Genomic DNA, 22,323 nt, shown 5'->3' on the forward strand with positions numbered 1-22,323 from the left:
GGATACCAGACCGAATGGGGGATGAGACCTTTCAGGACTGTATCAGACGCGACCCTCAGCGGGCGATCTCGACCGCGCGCAGCTCCCGCATGACCGTGACCTTGATCTGGCCGGGGTACTGCATCTCGGATTCGATGCGCCGGGAGACATCCTTGGCGATCCAGTAGGCCTGGTCGTCGTTGACGGAGCCGGCGTCCACCAGGATGCGGATCTCGCGCCCCGCCTGCATGGCGTAGCTCTTCTGCACGCCCTTGTAGCTCCCGGCGATCTCCTCGAGCTTCTCCAGGCGCTTGACATAGGTCTCCAGCATCTCGCGCCGGGCGCCGGGACGGGCGGCGGAGAGGGCGTCCGCGGCCGTGATGAGCATGGCCTCCACCGTGCGGGGCTCGAAATCCCCGTGGTGGCAGCTCATGGCGTGGATGACCTCGTCCTTCTCCCCGTAGCGCTGCATGAGCTGCATGCCGATCTCGATGTGGGTGCCCTCCACCTCGCGGTCGATGGCCTTGCCAATGTCGTGGAAGAGCCCCGCCCGGCGGCAGAGCCGCGCGTCCGCGCCCATCTCGCCGGCCATGTACTCGGCGATGCGGGCCACTTCCTTGGTGTGCTCCAGCACATTCTGGCCATACGAGGTGCGGTAGTTCAGGCGGCCCACCAGCTTGTGCAGCTTGGGATGCACATCGGGGAAGCCCAGCTCGATGCAGGCGGCCTCGCCGATCTCCTTGAGGTGCTGGTCCATGTCCACCTTGACCTTCTCCACCACCTCCTCGATGCGGGCGGGGTGGATGCGGCCGTCGGCTAGGAGCTTGAGGATGGCCTGGCGCGCGACTTCGCGGCGGATGGGATCGAAGCTCGAAACGACGATGCTCTCCGGCGTGTCATCCACGATGAGGTCGCAGCCCGTGGCCTTTTCCAGGGCCCGGATGTTGCGGCCTTCCCGGCCGATGATGCGGCCCTTGAGGTCGTCGCTGGGCAGCTGCACGGAGCTCACGGCCTGCTCGGCCACCACATCCGAGGCCACACGCTGGATGGCGGCGCCGATGGTCCACCGGGCCTTCTTGGCCGCCTCCTCCTGGGCTTCCTCGTCGATGCGCCGCACCAGCTTCGCCGCGTCCATCTTCGCGGAATACTCGAGCTGCCCGATCAGCTCCTTCTTCGCGTCCTCGCGGGTGAGGCCGGCGACCTCCTCCAGGCGCTTGGCCTGGGCCTCCACCAGCTGCCGGGCTTCCGCCTGCTGGGCCTCGAGCTTTTCCAGCTCCGACTTGCGCTTCTCCGTCAGAGTCTCCAGATCCTTGGTCTTCTGCTCGACCTGATGGAGCTTCTTGTCGAGGCCTTCCTCCTTCGACTGGAGACCCGTCTCTTTCGACTGGAGCCGCTGTTCCTGCTTCTCCAGGTTCACCTGCCGCTCAGCCAGCACCTTCTCGGCTTCCTGGCGGGCCTGGAGGGCCTGTTCCTTCACCTTGAGTTCGGATTCCTTGCGGAGGGCTTCGGCCTCCTGCTCTCCTGTCTTGCGGAGGCGCTGGGCTTCCGCCTTGGCCTCCTCCAGCAGCTTCTCCCGCTGGGACTTGGTGTCGGCCTCGGCCTTGGCCTGGGCCTGGGAACTCTCCAGGGTGGCCTTCTGGGCCTTGATGGCCATCAGCAGCGCCACCCCGCCGGAGGCGATGGCGAGGCAGAGAAAGATCCAATCGATCAAGGTCATCAGCGACTCCTGGGAAAGAGGTCCAGAAGCCACCAGCACCCGAATTGAAAATCCCCGCTCAGTCGTGGAGGCTTGCCGAGTTCCCTAATTTATAGGGGGGAAACCAGAGTCCCTGGCTAAGGCGCGCCGACGCGCGGAACGCACAGGACAGGGGGAAGGTCTCCCTAGTCGACTTACGGAACAAGAGCTTGGCCATGATCACGGGCCTCGCAGGGAAATCAGTCTCCGTCCTCGTCGAGGAAAGGCACGGGGGCGGAAGGTTCGTCCGGAACATCGTTCAACAGCTTCGAAAGGGTCTGTTCCAGGTTTTGGGTGTGCTGGTTGGCTTCCTGCTCCAGGCGCGCCACGCGGTGCGCCAGGTTCAGGGCGCCCAGGAGGTACCACGACGGGGTGTCGAGGCCCTTCGGGACGCTTCCCCATCTTACCTGGCATTGCGAGTCCATGTCGCGGAAGGTCTCCTCGAGGACCCGGACTGCCGCCGCCAGGGACTCGGGGTGGTCGGTCTGGACCTGGAGCTCCCGCCCCAGGACCGCCACCGTGGCCGCCCGGACCCCAGGAAGGGGCGGCAAGGACTTCATCCCAGGGCCTCCAGGGCCCGCAGGATGGAAGCCACCTGCTCCTTCACCGCCTCCCGGTCCTTCTCCAGGGCCAGCTTGTCCGAGAGGGCTTCTTCCAGCCGGGCCCGGAGGGACTGCAGCTCCTGGTCCCCGACGGCCCCGGCGGCCTTCAGTGCATCCAGCTCTTCTTTCAGCTGGTTGCGCTGCTGGACCAGGGCCTGCATCTTCGATTCGAGTTGTTTCAGAAGGTCCATGGATGCCTCTCAGAGCTCATCTTACGCCCGGAGCTTCGCCCCGAGGGCTTCGGCCGCGGCCAACGCCGAGGCCACCCAGCCGTCCACCTCATCGCCCACCAGGGTGCGGTCGGCCTGGAAGCGCAGGCGCATGAGCCAGGCCTGGCTTCCCTCCGGCAGGCTCTTGTGGCGGAACACATCCACGCAGCGCAGGTCCTGGAGGATGCCCGCCGGCAGCACCGCCCGCATGGCCGCCGTCAGGGTCTCGTGGGACTGGCCGAGATCCACCAGCAGGGACAGGTCGCGCTCCACCGAAGGAAAGCGGCTGAAGGCGCGGAAGGTCGGGATGATCCGGGCTCCCGCCTGCGGCAGATCCGCCACGGGAAGCTCGAACCCGAACAGGCCCTCGCCCAGGGCGCGGACCTCCGGCAGGCGGGCCAGGCCGAGATCCCGGGCCATGCCCGACAGGTCGGCCTCCCGCACGGGGCGGGCGGGGTTCAGGTAGTCCTCCCCTCCCAGGGTGCCGCCCCAGACCAGGCCCAGCGTGAACTGCTCGGCCGGCCCCTGCGGGCCACTGGTATAGGTGGGCGCCAGCTCGAAGAGCCGGATCTCCCGGGCTCCCTGGCGGAGGTTCTGCTCGGCGGCGGATCGCAGGCTCGACAGCAGGGTGCCGCGCATCACGGAGTACTCCTGGCCCAGCGGATTGAGCAGGGTCCGGCCCTCGGCGGGATTTCCCGCCACGGCGAAGGCGGCGTCCGCATCGGGGCTGATGAACCCGTAGGTCACGGTCTGGTGGAAACCCAGGTGGGCCAGCCGCCGGGCCACGGCCTGGCGCTGCAGATACTCCGCGGCGAGCGGCAAGGGCGGCCCTTCCAGAGGGGGCAGGACCGAGGGGATGTGCTCATAACCCCGGAGCCGCAGGACCTCTTCGGCCAGATCTTCCGGAATGGCCAGGTCGTGGCGCCAGGAGGGCGGCTGGACGACCAGCGTGCCCGGCTGGGTCTCCACGGCGCAGCCCAGCCGGCGCAGGGCCTCCACCCCCTCGGCCAGGGGTCGGGCCTCGCCGGCGACCCGCGTCAGCAGGGTTTCGGGCACCGAGACGGGAGCCGGAACCGGAGGCAGGCCGCCCACGGTCCAGGCGCCTTCCAGCGTGGCGCCGGCCCAGGACTGCAGCCGATGCACCAGCAGGTCCCGCGCCACGGCGGCCATGGCGGGGTCGGCGCCGCGGCCGAAGCGATGGGAGGCGTCCGTGTGCAGGCTGTGACGGCGCGCCGTGGCCTTCACGGACTTCGGCTCGAACCAGGCGCTTTCCAACAGCACGCGGCGGGTGGATTCCGTCACCTTCGTGCCCTCGCCGCCCATGACGCCCGCGAGGGCGATGGGACCGGCCTCGTCGGCGATGACGAGGTCTTCGGCAGCCAGCGTCCGGGCGACGCCATCAAGCGTCACCAGGGCTTCCCCGGCCTTCGCCTGGCGGATCGACACCGCGCCGCGGATGCGGTCCGCGTCGAAGGCATGGGTGGGGTGGCCGTAGCGGTGCAGCAGATCGTTGGAGGCATCCACGGCGGGCAGGTGCTTCGGCGAGGCTTCCAGGGCCCGCAGGAAGGCCTGGGTCTCCAGCGGCGTGGTTCCCTCGCCCAGGCTGAGCAGGGCCGTGGCATAGAGGGGGCAGGCAGGACTCTCCAGGCGCACCTGGACCCTGGGCGCGCCTTCGGTCACGGGCGGGGGGGCCAGGGGCGCGAGGGGCTGCTGCAGCTTGGCGGCCACTTCCCGGGCCATGCCGCGGTGGGACATGGCGTCGCCACGGTTGGCGGTGATGTCCACATCCAGCACCTCCGCTCCTTCACGGGCGGCCACGCCATCCACGGGGAAGCCGAGGGCGGCGAGCAGTTCGCAGAGCTGGCGGGTCTCCAGCGCGGCGGCAGCGGGGATTTCGGCGGCGAGGGCCTTGCGTTCGATCCACATCAGTCGAGCCCTCCCATGGTGTTGAGGAAGCGCTGGTCGTTCTCGAAGAACAAGCGCAGATCGGGGGTCTGGCTCAGCATCATGGCCATGCGCTCCACGCCCATGCCGAAGGCCCATCCGGACCATTCCGCCGGATCGATGCCCGCGTAGCGCAGCACATTCGGATGGATGAGGCCCGCGCCCAGGATCTCCACCCAGCCGGAGCCCTTGCACACGCGGCAGCCCTTGGCCTCACAGAGCGGACAGCTCACATCCACCTCGCAGCCCGGCTCCACGAAGGGGAAGTAGGAGGGCCGCAGGCGGATCTCCGTGTGGGGGCCGAACAGCGCCCGCAACGCGTACTCCAGCGTGCCCTTGAGGTGCTGCATGCCGATCCCCCGGCCCACGAGCATGCCCTCCACCTGGTGGAACATGGGGCTGTGGGTGGGGTCGATCTCGTCCTTGCGGTAGACGCGGCCCGGCGCGAGAAAGCGGATGCCCCCGCCCGCCGCGAGCTGCGGCGCCACGCGGAGCAGCGTACGGACCTGCACGGGACTGGTGTGCGTGCGAAGCAGCAGCGCCGGATGGGCCGCCAGATAGAAAGTGTCCGAGGAAGCCTTCGCCGGGTGGTCCTCGGGGATGTTCAGGCCGTCGAAGTTGTGGGCCTCCGTCTCGACCTCGGGACCCTCCTCCACATGGAAGCCGAGGGGCCGGAAGACCTCCACCAGGCGGTCCATGAGGCGGTTCAAGGGATGGAGCGCGCCCCGGGCCGGGACCGGCGGCGGCAACGAAGGATCCCAGCGGTCGGCCAGCGCGTTCAGGTGTTTCTTCGCCGCCTCCAGTTCGGCCTGGCGGACCTTCAGGCCCTCCTCCCACTGCTGCTTGAGGCCGTTGATCGCGGCGCCCAGATCACGCTTCTGCTCCTTCGGCGCCGTCTTCAGGAGCTCCATCAGCCGCGCGGCATGGCTGCCGTCGCGCCCCACATACGCGCCCTTGAGGCGCAGCAGCGCATCCAGGTCGCCGCATGCAGCCAGCGCCTCCGGAAAGGCCCGGCCCGCCTCGATAATCTCCGTTGGCAGCAGATGGTCCATGGTGCCCTCAACACAAAGAAAGGCCGCTTGCGCGGCCTTTCGGGTGTCTGCGATTTGCTGCGTTCGCGATCAGCCCTTGGCCACGGCCACGAGCTTGGTAAACGCTTCGGGATTGCGCACGGCGAGATCCGCGAGGATCTTGCGGTCCAGGTCCACGGAAGCCTTCTTCAGGCCGCCCATGAACTTGGAGTAGCTGGTGCCGTTCTGTCCGCAGGCAGCGCTGATGCGCACCACCCAGAGGCGGCGGAAGTCGCGCTTCTTGACCTTGCGGTCGCGGTAGGCGTAGCCGAGGGCCTTCTCGACGGCTTCCTTGGCGGACCGGTACAGGCGGGACTTGGCGCCGTAGAAGCCCTTGGCGAACTTCATCATGCGCTTGCGCCGCTGGGCGCGCTTAAAACCGCGTTTTACACGAGTCATGTTGCTTCCTTTCCTCGAGGCAGCTCGGAAGAGCGTTTGAAGGCCTCATCGGGGGTGGCCTCAGCCACCGGGTTGAACCTTCAATCCTAGGATCTCAGGCCTTGGAGAACAAGCTTCGTGCAGGCTTCGCCTGCGCGAGGCGCGGGGGCCAGGGGGGGGGGGTGTGCGCAGCGCGCCCTTAGATCCTTGCGGCGCAGGCGTCGCGAGGGGAACCCCCTGACAACATCAATCAGGCGTAGGGCAGCATCGCGGCCACGGCCTTGGTGTCGGCCTTGGAGACCATCCGGCCCATGTCCAACTGGCGCTTCCGCTTGGCAGTCTTTTTGGTCAGGATGTGGCGCTGGTGCGAGCAGCCGCGCTTGAACTTGCCGCCGGCGGTCTTCTTGAACCGCTTCTGGGCGCCCTTGTGGGTCTTGATCTTGTAACCGCTCATGGCTTCCTCACTGGATCTGGGCTTCGGTTGCGGGGGTTTCGGGACTGGCTGGCTTGGGCTTCTTCGGCGGTTTGGGCGCCTCGATGATCCGGGGGGCGAGGATGGCGTGCATGTCGCGTCCATCGATGCCGGCACCCTTTTCGACGATGGCCTTGTCGCCGACCCGTTGAATGACTTCTTCGATGATCCGGTAGCCGATGTCGCGATGGACCACTTCGCGTCCGCGGAACATGACCACCACCTTGACTTTGTCTTCTTCCTCCAGGAACCGCAGGATGTGCTTCACCTTGAAGTCGAAGTCGTGGTCATCGGTCTTGGGGCGGAACTTGACTTCCTTGACCACGATGTTCTTCTGCTTCGCCCGGGCTGCGTGTTCCCGCTTGGCTTCCATGAACTTGTACTTGCCATAGTCCATGATTCGGCAGACGGGTGGCTGTGCGTTTCCGGCGACTTCCACCAGATCAAGACCGCGCTCTTCTGCAATCCGGATGGCCTGGTGGGGAGGCATCACGCCAAGCTGTTCGCCATCTTCGGAGATGACGCGGACCTCTTGGGCCCGGATGCCGTCGTTGATGCGGGTCTCGTTCGGACGAATGGTTCCTCCCCTAGTTACACAAGGACAAAAAGTCTAACACTTGGCCCGGCCTTCGCCAAGCACGGAAAACCAAATCAGCGTTGGCGGTCCCGCACCTCGAGGGTGAGGCCCTCCAGGAAGGCGTCCAGGGGCTGCACCCCCAGGTCGCCCCGGTGACGGTGGCGCACGGAAACCGTGCCCGCCTCGGCCTCGCGGTCCCCGATCACCAGCATGTAGGGGACCTTGGCCAGCTGGGCCTCGCGGATCTTGGCCTTCAGGCTCTCGTTGCGGGAATCCAGCTCCGCCCGCAGGCCCAGGGCCTTCGCCCGGGCTGCGGCCTCCGTGGAGAAGGCGTTGGCCCGGTCGGTGATGGGCAGGATGGCCACCTGCACGGGGGCCAGCCAGGCGGGGAAGGCGCCGGCGGTGTGCTCCACGAGGATCCCCATGAAGCGCTCGAGGCTGCCCAGGATGGCGCGATGCAGCATGATGGGGCGGCCCTCGGCGCCGTCGGCCTGGGTGTACTTCAGGTCGAAACGCTCCGGGAGCATGTAGTCCACCTGGAGCGTGCCCAGCTGCCAAGGCCGCTTGAGGGCATCCAGGATCTGGAACTCGATCTTAGGCCCATAGAAGGCGCCTTCGCCAGGATTCAGGGTGTAGGGCATTCCGGCTTCGTCCAGGGCCTCACCCAGGGCCCGTTCGGCGGCGTCCCAGATCTCGTCGGAGCCCAGGCGCTTCTCGGGCCGGGTGCTCAGGGCCACGCGCATCCCCTCGAAACCGAAGGTGTCGTAGACCTCCTTCAGCAGCGCCAGGAAGGCGGCCATTTCAGTCTTGATCTGCTCGGGCGCGCAGTAGATGTGGGCGTCGTCCTGGCAGAAGGTGCGCACCCGCGTCAGGCCGTGGGTAACGCCGCTGCGCTCATAGCGGTGCAGGCGGCCGAAATCCGCGTAGCGGATGGGCAGGTCACGGTAGCTGTGCTTCTGGCTGCCGAACATGATGCAGTGGCCCGGGCAGTTCATGGGCTTCAGCGCGTACTCCCGCTCCTCGGCGGTGGTGAAGTACATGTTCTCGGCGTAATTCTCGTAGTGGCCACTGGTCTTCCAGAGAGCCACATCCAGCACCTGCGGCGTGATGACTTCGCTATAGCCGTACTTGAAGTACAGCTCGCGCATGTAGGTCACCAGCTCGTTGTAGACCTGGGTGCCCTTGGGATGGAAGAAGGGGGAGGCGGGCGCCTCCGGGTGGAAGGAGTAGAGGCCCAGTTCCTTGCCCAGCTTCCGGTGGTCGCGCGCCTTGGCCTCCTCCAGCCGCTTCAGGTGCTCGTCGAGCTCCTTCTGGGTGTGGAAGGCGGTGCCGTAGATGCGGCTGAGCATCGGATTCTTCTCGTCGCCCTTCCAGTAGGCGCCGGCGATGCTGAGCAGCTTGAAGGCCTTCAGCTTGGCCGTGTTGGGCACATGGGGCCCGCGGCAAAGGTCGTAGAAGTCGCCCTGGCGGTAGCCGCTGATGATGTCGCTGGCCGGAATGCTGGAGACGATCTCCACCTTGAGGGGCTCGCCCATGGCCTGGAATCGCGCCACGGCGGCGTCCCGGCCCAGGTCCTCGCGGACCACCTCGACGCCCTCGGCCACGATCTTCCGCATCTCGGCCTCGATGACCGGCAGGTCCTCGGGCGTGAAGGGCTTGTCCATCCAGAAGTCGTAGTAGAAGCCATCCTCGATGACCGGGCCGATGCCCACCCGCGCATTCGGGTAGAGGCGCTTCACGGCATGGGCCAACAGGTGGGCCGTGGAGTGGCGGATCAGCTCCAGGCTTTCCGGGGCCTTGCTGGTGACGATCTCGACCTTGGCGCCGTCCGCCAGGGGGGTATTCAGATCCGCCAAGCGTCCATCCACCTTGACGGCCAGGGCCGCTTCCAGGAGGCGCGCTCCGATGCCACCCGCCAGATCGGCTCCAGTGGCACCCTCGGCCAGCTGCCGGAGAGAGTCGTCTGGAAGGCGGACCTCGATGCCCATGGATTCCTCGAAATAGGTGAAGAATTTTATCAGTAAAACAGCTCCGGGCCATCATTTGTGATGGCCCGGAGGGGATTTTAACGTCGCAGCGACCTACTTTTCCACTCCTGTGAGGAGCAGTATCATCGGCCCTCCAAGTCTTAACTGCCGTGTTCGGGATGGGAACGGGTGTGACCCTTGGGGAAAAGCCACGACGAAGGGGTAGAAGGGTGAGAAGGGATTTGGGCGAGGCGCGTGTTGCGCTCGAGGGTCATGAAGTTGATGCAATTGATTGATGAAAGGTCAAGTCTGTGGACCGATTAGTATCGCTCAGCTAAATCCGTTACCGGACTTACACATGCGACCTATCAACGTGGTGGTCTTCCACGGGTCTCATAGGGAGATCTCATCTTGAGGGGTGTTTCGCGCTTAGATGCTTTCAGCGCTTCTCACTTCCCAACTTAGCTACCCAGCATTGCACCTGGAGGCACAACTGGAACACCAGAGGTCAGTCCATCCCGGTCCTCTCGTACTAAGGACAGGTCCTCTCAAATCTCCTGCGCCCACACTAGATAGGGACCGAACTGTCTCGCGACGTTCTGAACCCAACTCACGTACCACTATTGATCGGCGAACAGCCGAACCCTTGGGACCTGCTTCAGCCCCAGGATGTGATGAGTCGACATCGAGGTGCCAAACCTTGCCGTCGATATGAACTCTTGGGCAAGATCAGCCTGTTATCCCCGGCGTACCTTTTATCCGTTGAGCGATGGCCCTTCCATTCGGGACCACCGGATCACTATAACCTGCTTTCGCACCTGCTCGTCGTGTCTGACTCGCAGTCAAGCTCCCTTATACTATTGCGCTCTGCGGCTGATTTCCAAACAGCCTGAGGGAACCTTCGTACGCCTCCGTTACGCTTTAGGAGGCGACCGCCCCAGTCAAACTACCCGCCTGACATTGTCTTCCACCCGGATCACGGGTGCGAGTTAGAGATCAGCGTTGAACAGGGTGGTATCTCAACAGTGGCTCCACCGACCCTAACGAGCCAGTTTCATAGCCTCCCACCTATCCTGCACAGTCCAACGCCAACCTCAATGTCAAGGTGTAGTAAAGGTGCACGGGGTCTTTCCGTCTAAGTGCGGGTAACCGGCATCTTCACCGGTGCTACAAGTTCGCTGAGTCTCTGCTGGAGACAGTTTCCAGATCGTTACGCCATTCGTGCAGGTCGGAACTTACCCGACAAGGAATTTCGCTACCTTAGGACCGTTATAGTTACGGCCGCCGTTCACCGGGGCTTAAATTCGCAGCTTCGCTTGCGCTGACCGCTCCTCTTGACCTTCCGGCACCGGGCAGGCGTCAGCCCCTATACCTCCTCTTTGGAGTTTGCAGAGACCTGTGTTTTTGTTAAACAGTCGCCTGGAACATTTATGTGCCACCACCTCGGGCTATGAACCCTACCGTGGTACCCCTTCTCCCGAAGTTACGGGGTTAATTTGCCGAGTTCCTTCAGCAGAGTTCTCTCAAACGCCTGAGGATTCTCTCCTCGACTACCTGTGTCGGTTTGCGGTACGGACACAAGCACCTCTCCTTAGCAGCTTTTCTCGGCAGTGTAGGATCAGGACTTTTCGTCAGAAACCTTGGGCTCGTGGCGCCCGGACTTCCCTAAGCACCACCCTTGGATCCTTTCGCAGAACATTCCATAGCTCTGCGTCCCTACCTTCCTGCGTCCCTGCATCGTACAAACGAGATGCTCATGGTGCTGGAATATTAACCAGCCTTCCATCGCCTACGCCTTTCGGCCTCGGCTTAGGGTCCGACTAACCCAACGCGGATTGACCTTGCGTTGGAAACCTTAGTCTTACGGCGGACAGGGTTCTCGCCTGTCTTTACGCTACTTATGCCGACAGAGTCTCTTCCCATGTCTCCAGCTGTCCTTACGGTCAACCTTCACAGACGTAGGGAATGCTCCCCTACCACTTACGTTCGCAGCTTCGGTAACATGCTTTAGCCCCGTTGAATTGTCGGCACAGACCCGCTTGACCAGTGAGCTATTACGCTTTCTTTAAAGGATAGCTGCTTCTAAGCTAACCTCCTGGCTGTCTAAGCACATCCACATCCTTTTCCACTTAGCATGTATTTTGGGACCTTAGCTGGCGATCTGGGTTCTTTCCCTCTCGACTACGGATCTTATCACCCGCAGTCTGACTGCCGGACTTCACGGCGTGCCATTCGAAGATTGGTTGGATTCAGTAAGCTGGTAAGCCCCCTAGTCCATTCAGGTCTCTACCTGCACGACGAAACATCCGACGCTAGCCCTAAAGCTATTTCGGGGAGAACGAGCTATCACGGAATTTGATTGGCCTTTCACCCCTATCCTCAACTCATCCAAGCGGTTTTCAACCCACACTGGTTCGGACCTCCATCCGGTGTCACCCGGACTTCATCCTGGTCAAGGATAGATCATCCCGTTTCGCGTCTATTTCCAGCGACTGTCGCCCTATTCAGACTCGGTTTCCCTACGGCACCGCCTCTTCGGCTTCGCCTCGCCACTGAAAATAACTAGCCGGCTCATTATGCAAAAGGCACGCGGTTCCACCGGATAAACCATGGTGGTTCCACTGCTTGTAGATTGACGGTTTCAGGTTCTATTTCACTCCCCTCATCGGGGTTCTTTTCGCCTTTCCCTCACGGTACTGGTTCACTATCGGTCAGATGAACATATTTAGCCTTACCGCATGGTCGCGGCAAATTCTGTCAAGGTTTCTCGTGCCCCGACATACTTGGGAACACCACTCAGAGTCCTCGTAGCTTTCGCATAAGGGGCTATCACCCTGTATCGCCGGCCTTTCCATGCCGTTCCGCTAACTAGAGGTTTTGTAACTCTGTGTTGAGGGGCAGCCTCAACCTGTAGGTCCCACGACCCCCCTTACGCAACGCCTGCCGCTTACACGTAAGAGGTTTGGGCTCTTCCGGTTTCGCTCGCCGCTACTCCCGGAATCACTGTTGTTTTCTGTTCCTGTGGGTACTGAGATGGTTCACTTCCCCACGTTCGCTTCTCAAAGCCTATGAATTCAGCTGAGAGATGACTGAGCTTTCACCCAGACGGGTTTCCCCATTCGGACATTCCCGGATCACCGTTCGCGTGCAACTCCCCGAGACTTTTCGCAGCTTACCACGTCCTTCATCGCTGTCATCTGCCAAGGCATCCACCGTCAACCCTTTGTAACTTGGCCTTCCATCAATGAATTACATTGACTTCGACCCTTAAGAGTATTTCGCTAAACTTGCCTCGCCTTAAGCCCACAGCGTCACTTCAACGCCATGGATCACCCTTCTCTATTCCTTCTATTTGACTGTCAAACAACTCTGCCTTCCGGCAGCTGACCCTTGAGTCAGCCTTGAGCTGGATTCAAACCTCGAAAGGTCTCAACTCAACTCAAACCTTGCATAAATGGTGGGCCTAGGTGGATTCGAACCACCGACCTCACGCTTATCAGGCGTGCGCTCTAACCAGACTGAGCTATAGGCCCCAGTTTGTGCCTCAGCGGGCGTTGGTGGACCCGACCGGGATCGAACCGACGACCTCCTGGATGCAAACCAGGCGCTCTCCCAGCTGAGCTACGGGCCCGTTTCCAGACGCCCAAGCACGCTCGTCAAAGATTGACCGAGCGTCTTTAAAAACCGGATAGAAATTTCGATCGGAAGCGTTGACCTTTCGTCGCTCCTAAAAGCGACTCTCCTTAGAAAGGAGGTGATCCAGCCACAGGTTCTCCTACAGCTACCTTGTTACGACTTCACCCCAATCACCAAGTTCACCATTGAGAGCTGGCCCCTTGCGGTTACCTCACCCTCTTCAAGTGCTCCCGGCTTTCGTGATGTGACGGGCGGTGTGTACAAGGCCCGGGAACGTATTCACCGTATCATTCTGATACACGATTACTAGCGATTCCACCTTCATGTAGTCGAGTTGCAGACTACAATCCGAACTGAGGACGACTTTCTCCGATTAGCTCCATCTCGCGACTTTGCAACGGTTTGTATCGCCCATTGTAGCACGTGTGTAGCCCTGGACATAAGGGCCATGAGGACTTGACATCATCCCCACCTTCCTCCCGGTTAACCCGGGCAGTCCCCGTAGAGTTCCCGCCATGACGCGCTGGCAACTACGGGTAAGGGTTGCGCTCGTTGCGGGACTTAACCCAACATCTCACGACACGAGCTGACGACAGCCATGCAGCACCTCTGCAGCAGTTCTTGCGAAAAGGCACATCTCTGCACCGGTCCACTGCAGTTCAAGCCCAGGTAAGGTTCTTCGCGTTGCGTCGAATTAAACCACATGCTCCACCGCTTGTGCGGGCCCCCGTCAATTCCTTTGAGTTTCAGCCTTGCGACCGTACTCCCCAGGCGGAACACTTAACGCGTTAGCTCCGGCACGGAAGGGGTCAACTCCCTCCACACCAAGTGTTCATCGTTTACAGCGTGGACTACCAGGGTATCTAATCCTGTTTGCTACCCACACTTTCGCGCCTCAGCGTCAGTTACTGTCCAGGTGGCCGCCTTCGCCACTGGTGTTCCTCCTCATCTCTACGCATTTCACCGCTACACGAGGAATTCCACCACCCTCTCCAGTACTCTAGCCTTCCAGTCTCAGATGCAGTTCCCAAGTTGAGCTCGGGGATTACACATCTGACTTAAAAAACCGCCTACGCGCCCTTTACGCCCAATAATTCCGAATAACGCTTGCCCCCTCTGTATTACCGCGGCTGCTGGCACAGAGTTAGCCGGGGCTTCCTCTCCAGGTACCGTCAAGTAACGGAGTTATTAACTCCGCCACCTTCGTCCCTGACGACAGGGTTTTACAGTCCGAAGACCTTCATCACCCACGCGGCGTTGCTGCGTCAGACTTTCGTCCATTGCGCAAAATTCCCCACTGCTGCCTCCCGTAGGAGTCTGGACCGTGTCTCAGTTCCAGTGTGGCCGATCACCCTCTCAGGCCGGCTACTGATCGTCGCCTTGGTGGGCCATTACCCCGCCAACTAGCTAATCAGACGCAGGATCCTCTCCTTGCCCCAGGCCTTGCGGTCCCCAGGTTTCACCGAATGCATCCCAGCACTCGGTCTCATGCGGTATTACCACTCCTTTCGGAGCGTTATTCCCCACAAAGAGGTAGATTCCCTACGCGTTACTCACCCGTCTGCCATGCACCTTGCGGCACATCCGACTTGCATGTGTTAGGCACGCCGCCAGCGTTCATTCTGAGCCAGGATCAAACTCTCAAGTTTCATTCTGAACTCTTACCCTCGAGACTCTCGTCTCTCAGGCCAATGTTCTGGTCGAAAAATTGTTCTGAATCCCGAACCCCATCCTTAGACGCGATCCGGAACCCTCAAAGGCTTCCTATCTTCTATCCGGTTTTCAAAGACGCCCCGTGCTCTCCGCACGCTCCAAAGCTCGCCTCTCGGCTCCCCCTGGCACCTCGCAGCCTCAACTGCGCAGGACATTCAGACTATCACCGCGGAGCCGCAGCGCAAGTGGAAATTTTTCAGAGGGGCCCGCCAATGTTGGGTCTCTGGAGAAATTCCCAGGCATTTCCTAGGAAATCCCCAGTTTCAGGAGGGTCCGACGCTTCCCCGACTCCACCGCCGGTTGGTCGAAGGGATCCACTTCCAGCGCCATGCCGCTGAGCCCCACCACCAGCTGCCAGGCCATGAGAAACGCGCCCAGGGAGGCTTCGTCTAGAGCATCCAGGTGCCAGTGCAGCACGGAGATTCCCGCCCCTTCCAGGGCCTCGCGGGTGCCTTCGGCCTGTGCCCGCAGAATCTCCGCGCCGCCCCATCGGCCCAGGCCGGGAAACGGGCACTGCGCCGGGGGGTCGGAGGGCTCTGCGGCGACGCCGTTGCCCGTCGTCACCAGCACCACACCGACATTGCGTGGCCCGTCGAGCCAGCGCTGCAACTGCGCGTGCTGATCCTGGGGACCGACGGCGCGAATGGGCGTGAGGCCACGGCGGCTGCCATCCTTCGCCTGCTTGCCCAGACTTTCCGCCACGAGCTGGACCCACCAGGCACCCACCGTTTCCAGCGGCGTGGCGTAGGGCAGCAGCACCCATTGATCGGTGCCGCGGAGGAAGCCTCCCGTGAAGGCGCGGACCATGTCCCAGACCCGCGTGCCCCACACGCCCCGCTCCTGTTCCGTCTGCGCCACCACCTCGCGGGCGCCCGCGAGGAATCGGCCGGCGTCCAATCCCGCCCAGTGCAGCGGCAGCGCGCCGATGGCCGTGAAGGCCGAGTAGCGCCCGCCCACCTGCTCGGGAATGGGCAGGATCCTCCAACCCTCGGCCCGCGCGAGCTGGGCCAGCGGGTTCGCGTCATCCTGCGTGATGGCGATGGGGGCCTGCCGCCAGCGTCCCCAGCCGGCCTGGGCCCGCAGCCGCCCGATCCAGGTCCACAGCTCCAGGGTCCGTCCGCTCTTGGAGGCGAACACGAGCTGATCTTCCGGCTCCAGCCGGATCCCGTTCGGCTCGGGCGAGGCCAGCGGTTGCCAGCGGTGACGAAGGGAAGCCCCGGCCAAAGCATGGATCAGGGCATCCGCGGGAAGGAGGGATCCGCCGATCCCGCACCAGAGCAGGCGCCCGGGAGCCAGGGTGGCGGGAAGCGCCACATCTTCCGCGAAGCGCCAACCCGACATCGGGTGCCCGGCCATCTTCGACCACATCTCCCGCGATTCCATTCCGACCCCTGCCATTCCATTTATCTTAGGTCATCATGGGCCTTCGGAGCCGCCATGAACACCATCCGCAAGGCTGTCATTCCCGTCGCAGGCCTGGGCACGCGCTTCCTGCCCGCCACCAAGGCCCAGCCCAAGGAGATGCTGCCCCTCGTGGACACGCCGGTGATCCAGTATGTGGTGGAGGAGGCCATCCGCGCCGGCGTGGAGAGCATCGTGCTGGTGACGGGTCGGGGGAAGGCCGCCATCGAGAACCATTTCGATGTCGCCTACGAACTGGAGGATACCCTGCAGCGGCGTGGGAAACAGGAGGACCTGGACCTCGTCCGCGGCATCACCCATCTGGCTCAGTTCGCCTATGTCCGTCAGGGCGAGCCCCTTGGCCTCGGCCACGCCGTGCTGTGCGCGCGCCATGCGGTGGGTGACGAACCCTTCGCCCTCCTGCTGGGCGATGATGTCTTCGATGAGCGCGATTCCGCGCTGAGCGCCCTCATCGCCGCCCACGAGGCCACGGGCAAGTCCGTCGTCGGCGTCCAGGAAGTACCTGAAGAACATGTCTCCCGCTACGGCATCGTCAATGCCCCGGGCCCTGGCGAAGCGGTCTGGAATGTGACAGCCATTGTCGAAAAGCCCCGCCCCGACGCCGCGCCGAGCCGGTGGGCCGTGGTGGGCCGCTATGTGCTGGAGCCCCGCGTATTCGAGCATCTCGCCGCCCTGGAGCCCGGCGTGGGAGGCGAGTACCAGCTGACAGACGCCCTGGCGATCCTGGCCCGGGAGGGCCGGCTGGTCGCCGCCCCCATCCCCGCCAAGCGGTTCGACACCGGGAACAAGCTCGACTACCTGAAGGCCAATGTGGAGTTCGCCCTCAAGCGCGAGGACCTGCGCGAGGATTTCTCCGCCTACCTGAAAGAACTCTCGAAGGATCTCTAACGGCGCAGTCGCAGGGCGTTCAGGACCACGGTCAGCGAGCTGAGGCCCATGGCCAGGCCCGCCAACATGGGACCGCCGAAGCGCTCCAGCTGCCCGAAGGCCGCCAGCGGCACCAGCAGGAGGTTGTAGCCGAAGGCCCAGCCCAGGTTCTGCCGGATCACGCGGTGGGTGCGCAGGGCCAGGCGCCGGGCCGCCAGCACGGGTTCCAGTCCGGGCCGCAGCAGGGCCAGGGGCGCGGCGGCCATGGCCGCCGCCGTGCCCTGCTCGCCCGCCCCGGAGCCCATGGCGATGCCGCAGTCCGCCTGGGCCAGGGCCGGCGCATCGTTCACGCCATCCCCCACGAAGCCCACCACGGCGCCGCGAGTCTGGAGGTCCCGGATCCGCCCCAGCTTGTCCTCGGGGCGCAGGCCGGCGGACACCGACTCGATCCCCGCCGCCGCGGCCATGGCCTGGGCGGCCTGGATCCGATCTCCCGTGAACAAGTGGAGGTGAAGGCCCTGGCGCCGCAGCTGATCCACCACGGCGGGCGTCTCCGCCCGCAGGCGATCGCCGAGCACGAAGACGGCCTTCAACCCGGAAGCATCCGCCAGGCCCACCGCAATGCCGTCCTCGTCGACTTCGGGAAAAGGTGTCCTCAGGAAATCCGCGCTGCCCAGGCGCCAGGAAACGCCCTCCAGGTCTCCACTGACGCCCCCTCCCGGGTGGGCCCGGAACCCATCGACGGGTTTCAGGGGCCCGCCGTGGGCCGCCACCAGGCCTCGAGCGATGGGATGTTCCGAATCCCGCTCCAGGCTCGCCGCGGTCTTCAGCAGATCGGCTTCCGAGGCTTCCGCCAACCGGAGGATCCTCCTCAGCCGGGGCCGACCCTCGGTGAGGGTCCCCGTCTTGTCGAAGGCGAGATCCGTCGCCTGCCCCAGAGCCTCCAGGGCCGCGGCATCGCGCACCAGCACACCCTTCCGGGCCGCCGCGCCCAGCCCCACCATCACCGCCACGGGCGTGGCCAGCCCCAGCGCGCAGGGACAGGCGATCACCAGCAGCGTCACGGCCGGGCGCCAGGCCTGGGCCAGCGATCCTGTGGCCACCCACCAGCCCGCCAGCGTCAGCAGGGCCAGCGCGAGAATGGCGGGCACGAAGACGGCGCTGATGCGATCGGCCAGATCCTGGGCCGGCGCCTTGGAGCCCTGGGCCTGGGCCACAAGGGCCGCCATGCGGGCCAGCTGGGTCTCGGCGCCGACGGCCTGGATCTCCTGTTCGAGGGCCGACCCGTGGACCACCGTCCCCGCCACCAGGGTTTCCCCCACGCCCTTGGGCACCGGCAGCGGCTCGCCCGTGAGCATGGATTCATCCACTTCGGCCTGCCCGGCCACCACGCGGCCATCCGCAGGCACGGCATGGCCCGGCAGCACCCGGACGCGGTTGCCGGGCCGAAGCGCCGCCACCGGGACTTCTTCCACCGATCCATCCCCCGCCAGCCGGAGGGCCGTGGGCGGCGCCAGGGCCAGCAGTTCCTTCAGCGCGTCCGTGGCCTTCGACTTGGCCCGGCTCTCCAGGTATTTCCCCGTGAGCAGGAAGGCCACCAGAGCCGCGGCGGTCTCAAAGCTGAGGTGGTGCACCCCGTTCAGCCATTCGATCCCGGCGAAGATCCAGGCCACGCCGGCACCCAGGGCGATGAGCGTGTCCATGGACGCCTGCCCGTGCCGGGCCTGCCGCGCCGCGCGGCGGAAGAAGCCCCACCCCGCCCAGAAGACCACGGGGGCCGACAGCGCGGCCTGGAGCCAACCCGGCAGATGCAGGCCCAATCCGGGAACCATGGCCAGGAGCAGGGGCGCGGTGAGCGCCAGCGCCACCCCCATCCGGCGGCGGGCCGGAGCCGGATCCTCCCCAGCCTGCGGCCCCACGGCCTCGGCCGCGATCCGCTCCAATCCGTAGCCCGCGTCCTCGACCTGGGCGGCCAGCGCCTCGAAGGCCGCTTCGCCTTCGACGGTGGCCATGGCCGTGGCCAGGTTCACGGACGCCCCCTGAACACCGGGCGTGGCGGTCAGGGCCTTTTCCACATGACGCACGCAGGATGCGCAGGTCATGCCGGTGACGGCATAGGTCTCGGTGCTCATGTGCCTTCCTTGGGCCGACTCAGGCCTGTTCCACCAGCTGATAGCCCGCCTCGGACACCCGGGCGGAGAGGGCCTCGAAGGTCGCCGTGCCCGTCACCGTGGCCGTCCCCTGAGCTAAGTCCACGGCCACCTCGCTGACGCCTGGCGTGGCGCGGATCGCCTTGTCGACATGGCGGACGCAGCCGCCGCAGGTCATGCCCGTCACGCGGTAGATCTTGATCGTCATGGGGTCTCCATTCAGAAAGCTTCCAGCAGGAAGCGTCAGGCCCGCGCCGGCAGACGCTGGGCTTCGGCCAGCAGGGTTTCCATCAGGTTGCAGCCCAGGGCGCTGCTCTGGCCATCCGGCGTGCCGAGCGTGATCCTCAGGATCTCCACCAGCAGCTGAATTTCGCTCAGCTTGGCCTCCAGGGCGCTGAGCTTGCCGCCCAGAGCCTCCCGCACATGGGCGCAGGGGGCGCTGTCCTGGCGGAGGGCCCGCAGCAGCTCCTGGACTTCATCGAGCGAGAAGCCCGCCGCCTGGGAGGCCTTGAGCACCCGCACCCACTGGACGGCCTCCTGCGGGAAGAGTCGGTAGCCCTTGGCCGAGCGGGGCAGTTCCCCGAAGACCCCGGCATCGGCGTAGAACCGCAGGTTCCGGGCGGTGAGCCCGGACCGCGCGGCCAGCTGGCCGATCTTCAGCATCCGCGGCGTGGCGGCGGTGGGGCGGGATTCGAGGATGGCCTGCATGGGAACCTCCCGAAGGTCTACCCTCCCAGGTTAAGGTTCCAGTTACATGGAAGATCAAGGATAAATTTTAAAAAAACTATATACCCCTGGAGCGATGGATCAGCAGGTGCAGCAGGGTGACCGCCGCCGGGGTGACTCCCGGGATGCGATGGGCTTGGCCCAGGGTTTCGGGTCGATGCAATTTCAGTTTTTCCAGCACTTCCTTGGAAAGCCCCTGAACCTGCTCCAGGCGGAAATCCGCCGGGATCCGCACATGGTCCCAGGCCCGGTGCCCCTCCAGCAGGCGCGCTTCCCGCTCCCGGTAGGGGGCGTAGCGGAGCTCGAAGAGCAGCAGGTCCCGCTCCCGGGCCAAGTCCCAACCCTCTCCCTCCGTCGCCCACCCCTCCAGCTGGGCGAGACAGGCATCGGCCTCGGCCGGGCCCATGTGCTGGCGACGCAGCAGATCGGAAAGACTCAGGCCCGCGTCGAGCCGCAGCCCCGCGCGAACGGCGATGGGCCCGAAGGGGCTGGTCTGAGTCACCCAGGCAGCCTCGCATTGGGCGTGCAGCCGGGCCCGGCGCTCGACCTTGGCTTCCACCCGGGCCAGTTCCCCGGGCCCCAGGGCCCCCACCGCCCTCGCCACCGCCAGCAGGCGGGCGTCCGCCAGGTCGCAGGCCAGGCCCAGCCGGTGTTCGGCCCGGGCCGTGAGCATGCGGTAGGGCTCGTCGGTCCCCTTGGTCACGAGGTCGTCAACCATCACACCGAGGTAGGCCTGGTCGCGCCCGAGGACGATGGGCTCCTGGTCCCGCAGCCAGCGCGCGGCGTTGATCCCCGCCAGCAGGCCCTGCCCCGCGGCCTCCTCGTAGCCCGTGGTGCCGTTGATCTGCCCCGCAAACCAGACCCCCTCGAGGCCCTCCACGGACAGGTCCCGATGCAGCTGGAGGGGGTCGAAGCTGTCGTACTCGATGGCGTAGCCCGGCCGCAGGATTTCGGCCCCCTCGAAGCCCGGGAGGCTCTGCACCATGCGCAGCTGCACCTCCGGGGGCATGGAGGTGGAGAGCCCCGCCAGGTAGATCTCCTCGGTCTCCAGGCTTTCGGGTTCCACGAAGATCTGGTGGCGCCCCTTGTCAGGGAATTTCACGAACTTGTCTTCGATGGACGGGCAGTAGCGGGGGCCGATGCCCTCGATGTGGCCTCCATAGAGGCTCGATTTGGGCAGGTTCTCCCGCACGATGGCTTCGGTCAGGGCCGTGGTGTGAACGATGTGGCAGGGCACCTGGGGCTGGGGGATGCCTCGGCTGAAGAAGCTGAAGGGCCGGGGCGGATCGTCGCCGGGCTGGATCTCGAGGCGGCTGAAATCGATGGAGCCCTTCGCCAATCGGGGGCTCGTGCCCGTCTTCAGACGGCGATGGCGCAGGCCCAGCGAGCGGAGCTGCTCTGCCAGGTGGGTGCTGGCGGGCTCCCCCGCCCGGCCGGCCTCCAGACGCCGCTCCCCGATGAGGATGCGGCCGTTGAGGAAGGTGCCGCTGGTGACCACCACGGCGTCGCACGGCAGCACGGAGCCATCCAGCAGCTCCACGCCGCGCAGGCCCCGGGTGCCCTCCCGCCACAGCAGGCCGGCAGCCGTCCCCTGCCGCAGCTTCAGGTTCTCCGTGTGCTCCAGCAGCCGCCGGGCGGCGCTGCGGTACTTCACCTTGTCCGCCTGGGCCCGGGGGCCGCGCACGGCCACGCCCCGGCTTTCGTTGAGGATGCGGAAATGGATGCCGGTGGCATCGATGAGGCGGCCCATGGCGCCTCCCAGGGCGTCCAGCTCCCGCACCATGTGGCCCTTGCCCACGCCGCCGATGCTGGGGTTGCAGCTCATCTGGCCGATCTGATCCAGGTTCATGGTGAGCAGCGTCGTGGCCAGGCCCATGCGGGCGGCCACATGCGCCGCCTCGATTCCCGCATGCCCGCCGCCGATCACCACCACCTGCTTCAAGCCGCCCTCCACGAGGAGCCAGGATACCCTTCCGCACGCCGGGGGACCCCGGGGGCCGGGATGTGAGAAACTATCCCCATGCGACCCCGTCTGAGCCCCGAGGAACGCCGCGACCGGCGCAAGCGCGCCATGCGGCGATCCATGTTCGTGCTGCCGTCCAGCATCACGATGGCCTCGATATTCTGCGGGTTCTCCAGCGTGGTCATGTCCATCAACGCCGCGGGCGCCACGCCCGAGCGCTACTTCCTGTGGGCCGCGGGCCTGCTGGTGCTGGCGGGCGTCTTCGATGGCCTGGACGGCCGGGTGGCCCGGGCCACCAACACGGCCACCGAGTTCGGCGTGCAGCTCGACAGCCTGGCGGATGTGGTGAGCTTCGGGATGGCGCCGGCCATCCTGGCCTACCGTTACGGCTTCTTCCAGTTCGGCATCCATGACTCGCACCTGCGGGCCGTGGGCTGGGCCGCCTGCTTCGTCTTCACCGCCTGCGGGGCCCTGCGCCTGGCGCGCTTCAATGTCCAGGTCGGTTCGACGGACCCGCGCTACTTCATGGGCCTGCCCATCCCGGCCGGCGCCGCCTGCGTGGCCTCCGTGATCATCTGGCACCCGACGCCCCCGGCCTCGGCGGCGCACGCGTATGCTTTCGCCGCGGAGCTCTTCGCGGTGGGACTCCTGATGGTGTCCACGATCCGCTTCCCCAGCTTCAAGAAGCGGGCGGGCAGCCCCCGCGCCGCCATGCTCACCAGCCTGGGCATCGTGCTGCTCTTCGCGATGATGATCCTGTTCCAGCAGCGGTTTTTCGTCGGCTTCTTCGCCGCCTATGTGACCCTCAGCCTCCTCCTGAACTTGGCCTGGAAGGCTGGATGGCATGGCATCGAGCCCCCCCGGGACGGTCGCGAAGATCTCGAAATCGTCCATTAATATTTCTAGACAAAGA

Annotated in this window: 16 protein-coding genes, 2 tRNA genes and 3 rRNA genes; 2 read left to right on the forward strand and 19 right to left on the reverse strand. The window is 64.8% G+C overall.

The genetic code is table 11. The features are described from left to right. Nucleotides 1–55 precede the first annotated feature (55 nt). The 15 genes from rny to QUD34_RS14425 form a co-directional block, all read right to left on the reverse strand. Nucleotides 56–1,696, reverse strand: a complete 1,641-nt coding sequence (gene rny, locus QUD34_RS14355) for a ribonuclease Y (protein ID WP_286354385.1) — start codon at nt 1,694–1,696, stop codon at nt 56–58. Nucleotides 1,697–1,914: 218 nt separating this feature from the next. Then, nucleotides 1,915–2,274 (reverse strand): cell division protein ZapA, encoded by a 360-nt coding sequence (locus QUD34_RS14360; protein WP_286354386.1) that lies wholly within the window; start codon nt 2,272–2,274, stop codon nt 1,915–1,917. Then, nucleotides 2,271–2,507 carry a hypothetical protein gene (locus QUD34_RS14365; protein WP_286354387.1) on the reverse strand — a complete coding sequence of 79 codons (237 nt, stop codon included), beginning with the start codon at nt 2,505–2,507 and terminating at the stop codon, nt 2,271–2,273. Before QUD34_RS14365 ends, QUD34_RS14360 begins: the two co-directional genes overlap by 4 nt. A gap of 21 nt (nt 2,508–2,528) precedes the next feature. After that, nucleotides 2,529–4,451: a phenylalanine--tRNA ligase subunit beta gene (locus QUD34_RS14370; RefSeq protein ID WP_286354388.1), complete on the reverse strand. Its 1,923-nt coding sequence runs from the start codon at nt 4,449–4,451 to the stop codon at nt 2,529–2,531. Beyond that, nucleotides 4,451–5,521, reverse strand: coding sequence for a phenylalanine--tRNA ligase subunit alpha (pheS, locus tag QUD34_RS14375; protein ID WP_286354389.1), 1,071 nt, complete (start codon nt 5,519–5,521; stop codon nt 4,451–4,453). Before pheS ends, QUD34_RS14370 begins: the two co-directional genes overlap by 1 nt. 69 nt (nt 5,522–5,590) lie before the next feature. Next, nucleotides 5,591–5,938, reverse strand: coding sequence for a 50S ribosomal protein L20 (gene rplT / locus QUD34_RS14380; protein ID WP_286354390.1), 348 nt, complete (start codon nt 5,936–5,938; stop codon nt 5,591–5,593). 229 nt (nt 5,939–6,167) lie between these two features. Continuing rightward, nucleotides 6,168–6,371 (reverse strand): 50S ribosomal protein L35, encoded by a 204-nt coding sequence (gene rpmI / locus QUD34_RS14385; RefSeq protein WP_286354391.1) that lies wholly within the window; start codon nt 6,369–6,371, stop codon nt 6,168–6,170. 7 nt (nt 6,372–6,378) lie between these two features. Further along, on the reverse strand, nt 6,379–6,966 hold the full coding sequence (gene infC, locus QUD34_RS14390; protein ID WP_309568521.1) for a translation initiation factor IF-3: 588 nt from the start codon (nt 6,964–6,966) through the stop codon (nt 6,379–6,381). Between the two features lie 74 nt (nt 6,967–7,040). Beyond that, a complete protein-coding gene (gene thrS / locus QUD34_RS14395) occupies nt 7,041–8,954 on the reverse strand; it encodes a threonine--tRNA ligase (RefSeq protein WP_286354392.1) in 1,914 nt (637 codons plus the stop codon). A gap of 80 nt (nt 8,955–9,034) precedes the next feature. Continuing rightward, nucleotides 9,035–9,150: ribosomal RNA gene (rrf, locus tag QUD34_RS14400) — 5S ribosomal RNA — on the reverse strand. A gap of 82 nt (nt 9,151–9,232) precedes the next feature. Then, nucleotides 9,233–12,169, reverse strand: a 23S ribosomal RNA gene (locus QUD34_RS14405). 219 nt (nt 12,170–12,388) lie between these two features. Then, nucleotides 12,389–12,466, reverse strand: a tRNA-Ile gene (locus QUD34_RS14410). Between the two features lie 22 nt (nt 12,467–12,488). Next, a tRNA-Ala gene (locus QUD34_RS14415) sits at nt 12,489–12,564 on the reverse strand. A gap of 116 nt (nt 12,565–12,680) precedes the next feature. Beyond that, a 16S ribosomal RNA gene (locus QUD34_RS14420) occupies nt 12,681–14,218 on the reverse strand. The 16S, 23S and 5S rRNA genes sit together here with 2 tRNA genes alongside, the layout of an rRNA operon. Nucleotides 14,219–14,528: 310 nt before the next feature. Then, a complete protein-coding gene (locus QUD34_RS14425) occupies nt 14,529–15,650 on the reverse strand; it encodes a hypothetical protein (protein ID WP_286354393.1) in 1,122 nt (373 codons plus the stop codon). A gap of 69 nt (nt 15,651–15,719) precedes the next feature. On the opposite strand from QUD34_RS14425, the gene galU reads away from it, so the two are divergent. Then, nucleotides 15,720–16,592, forward strand: coding sequence for a UTP--glucose-1-phosphate uridylyltransferase GalU (galU, locus tag QUD34_RS14430; protein WP_286354394.1), 873 nt, complete (start codon nt 15,720–15,722; stop codon nt 16,590–16,592). Here galU and QUD34_RS14435 read toward each other — a convergent pair. The 4 genes from QUD34_RS14435 to mnmG all read right to left on the reverse strand — a co-directional run bounded on the left by QUD34_RS14435 (nt 16,589) and on the right by mnmG (nt 21,389). Beyond that, nucleotides 16,589–18,703, reverse strand: a complete 2,115-nt coding sequence (locus QUD34_RS14435) for a heavy metal translocating P-type ATPase (RefSeq protein ID WP_286354395.1) — start codon at nt 18,701–18,703, stop codon at nt 16,589–16,591. The genes galU and QUD34_RS14435 overlap by 4 nt on opposite strands. A 19-nt stretch (nt 18,704–18,722) precedes the next feature. Further along, the gene (locus QUD34_RS14440) at nt 18,723–18,929 is read right to left on the reverse strand and encodes a heavy-metal-associated domain-containing protein (protein ID WP_286354396.1); all 207 of its coding nucleotides are present in this window, start codon (nt 18,927–18,929) and stop codon (nt 18,723–18,725) included. Between the two features lie 35 nt (nt 18,930–18,964). Next, nucleotides 18,965–19,429, reverse strand: a complete 465-nt coding sequence (locus QUD34_RS14445; RefSeq protein ID WP_286354397.1) for a MerR family transcriptional regulator — start codon at nt 19,427–19,429, stop codon at nt 18,965–18,967. Nucleotides 19,430–19,505: 76 nt separating this feature from the next. Further along, a complete protein-coding gene (gene mnmG / locus QUD34_RS14450) occupies nt 19,506–21,389 on the reverse strand; it encodes a tRNA uridine-5-carboxymethylaminomethyl(34) synthesis enzyme MnmG (RefSeq protein ID WP_375379988.1) in 1,884 nt (627 codons plus the stop codon). 78 nt (nt 21,390–21,467) lie between these two features. Between mnmG and pssA the strand changes: the two genes are divergently transcribed. Further along, on the forward strand, nt 21,468–22,307 hold the full coding sequence (pssA, locus tag QUD34_RS14455) for a CDP-diacylglycerol--serine O-phosphatidyltransferase (protein ID WP_286354398.1): 840 nt from the start codon (nt 21,468–21,470) through the stop codon (nt 22,305–22,307). Nucleotides 22,308–22,323: the final 16 nt, after the last annotated feature.

Source organism: Geothrix oryzae (genome assembly GCF_030295385.1).
In the GTDB taxonomy this organism is placed as follows: domain Bacteria; phylum Acidobacteriota; class Holophagae; order Holophagales; family Holophagaceae; genus Geothrix; species Geothrix oryzae.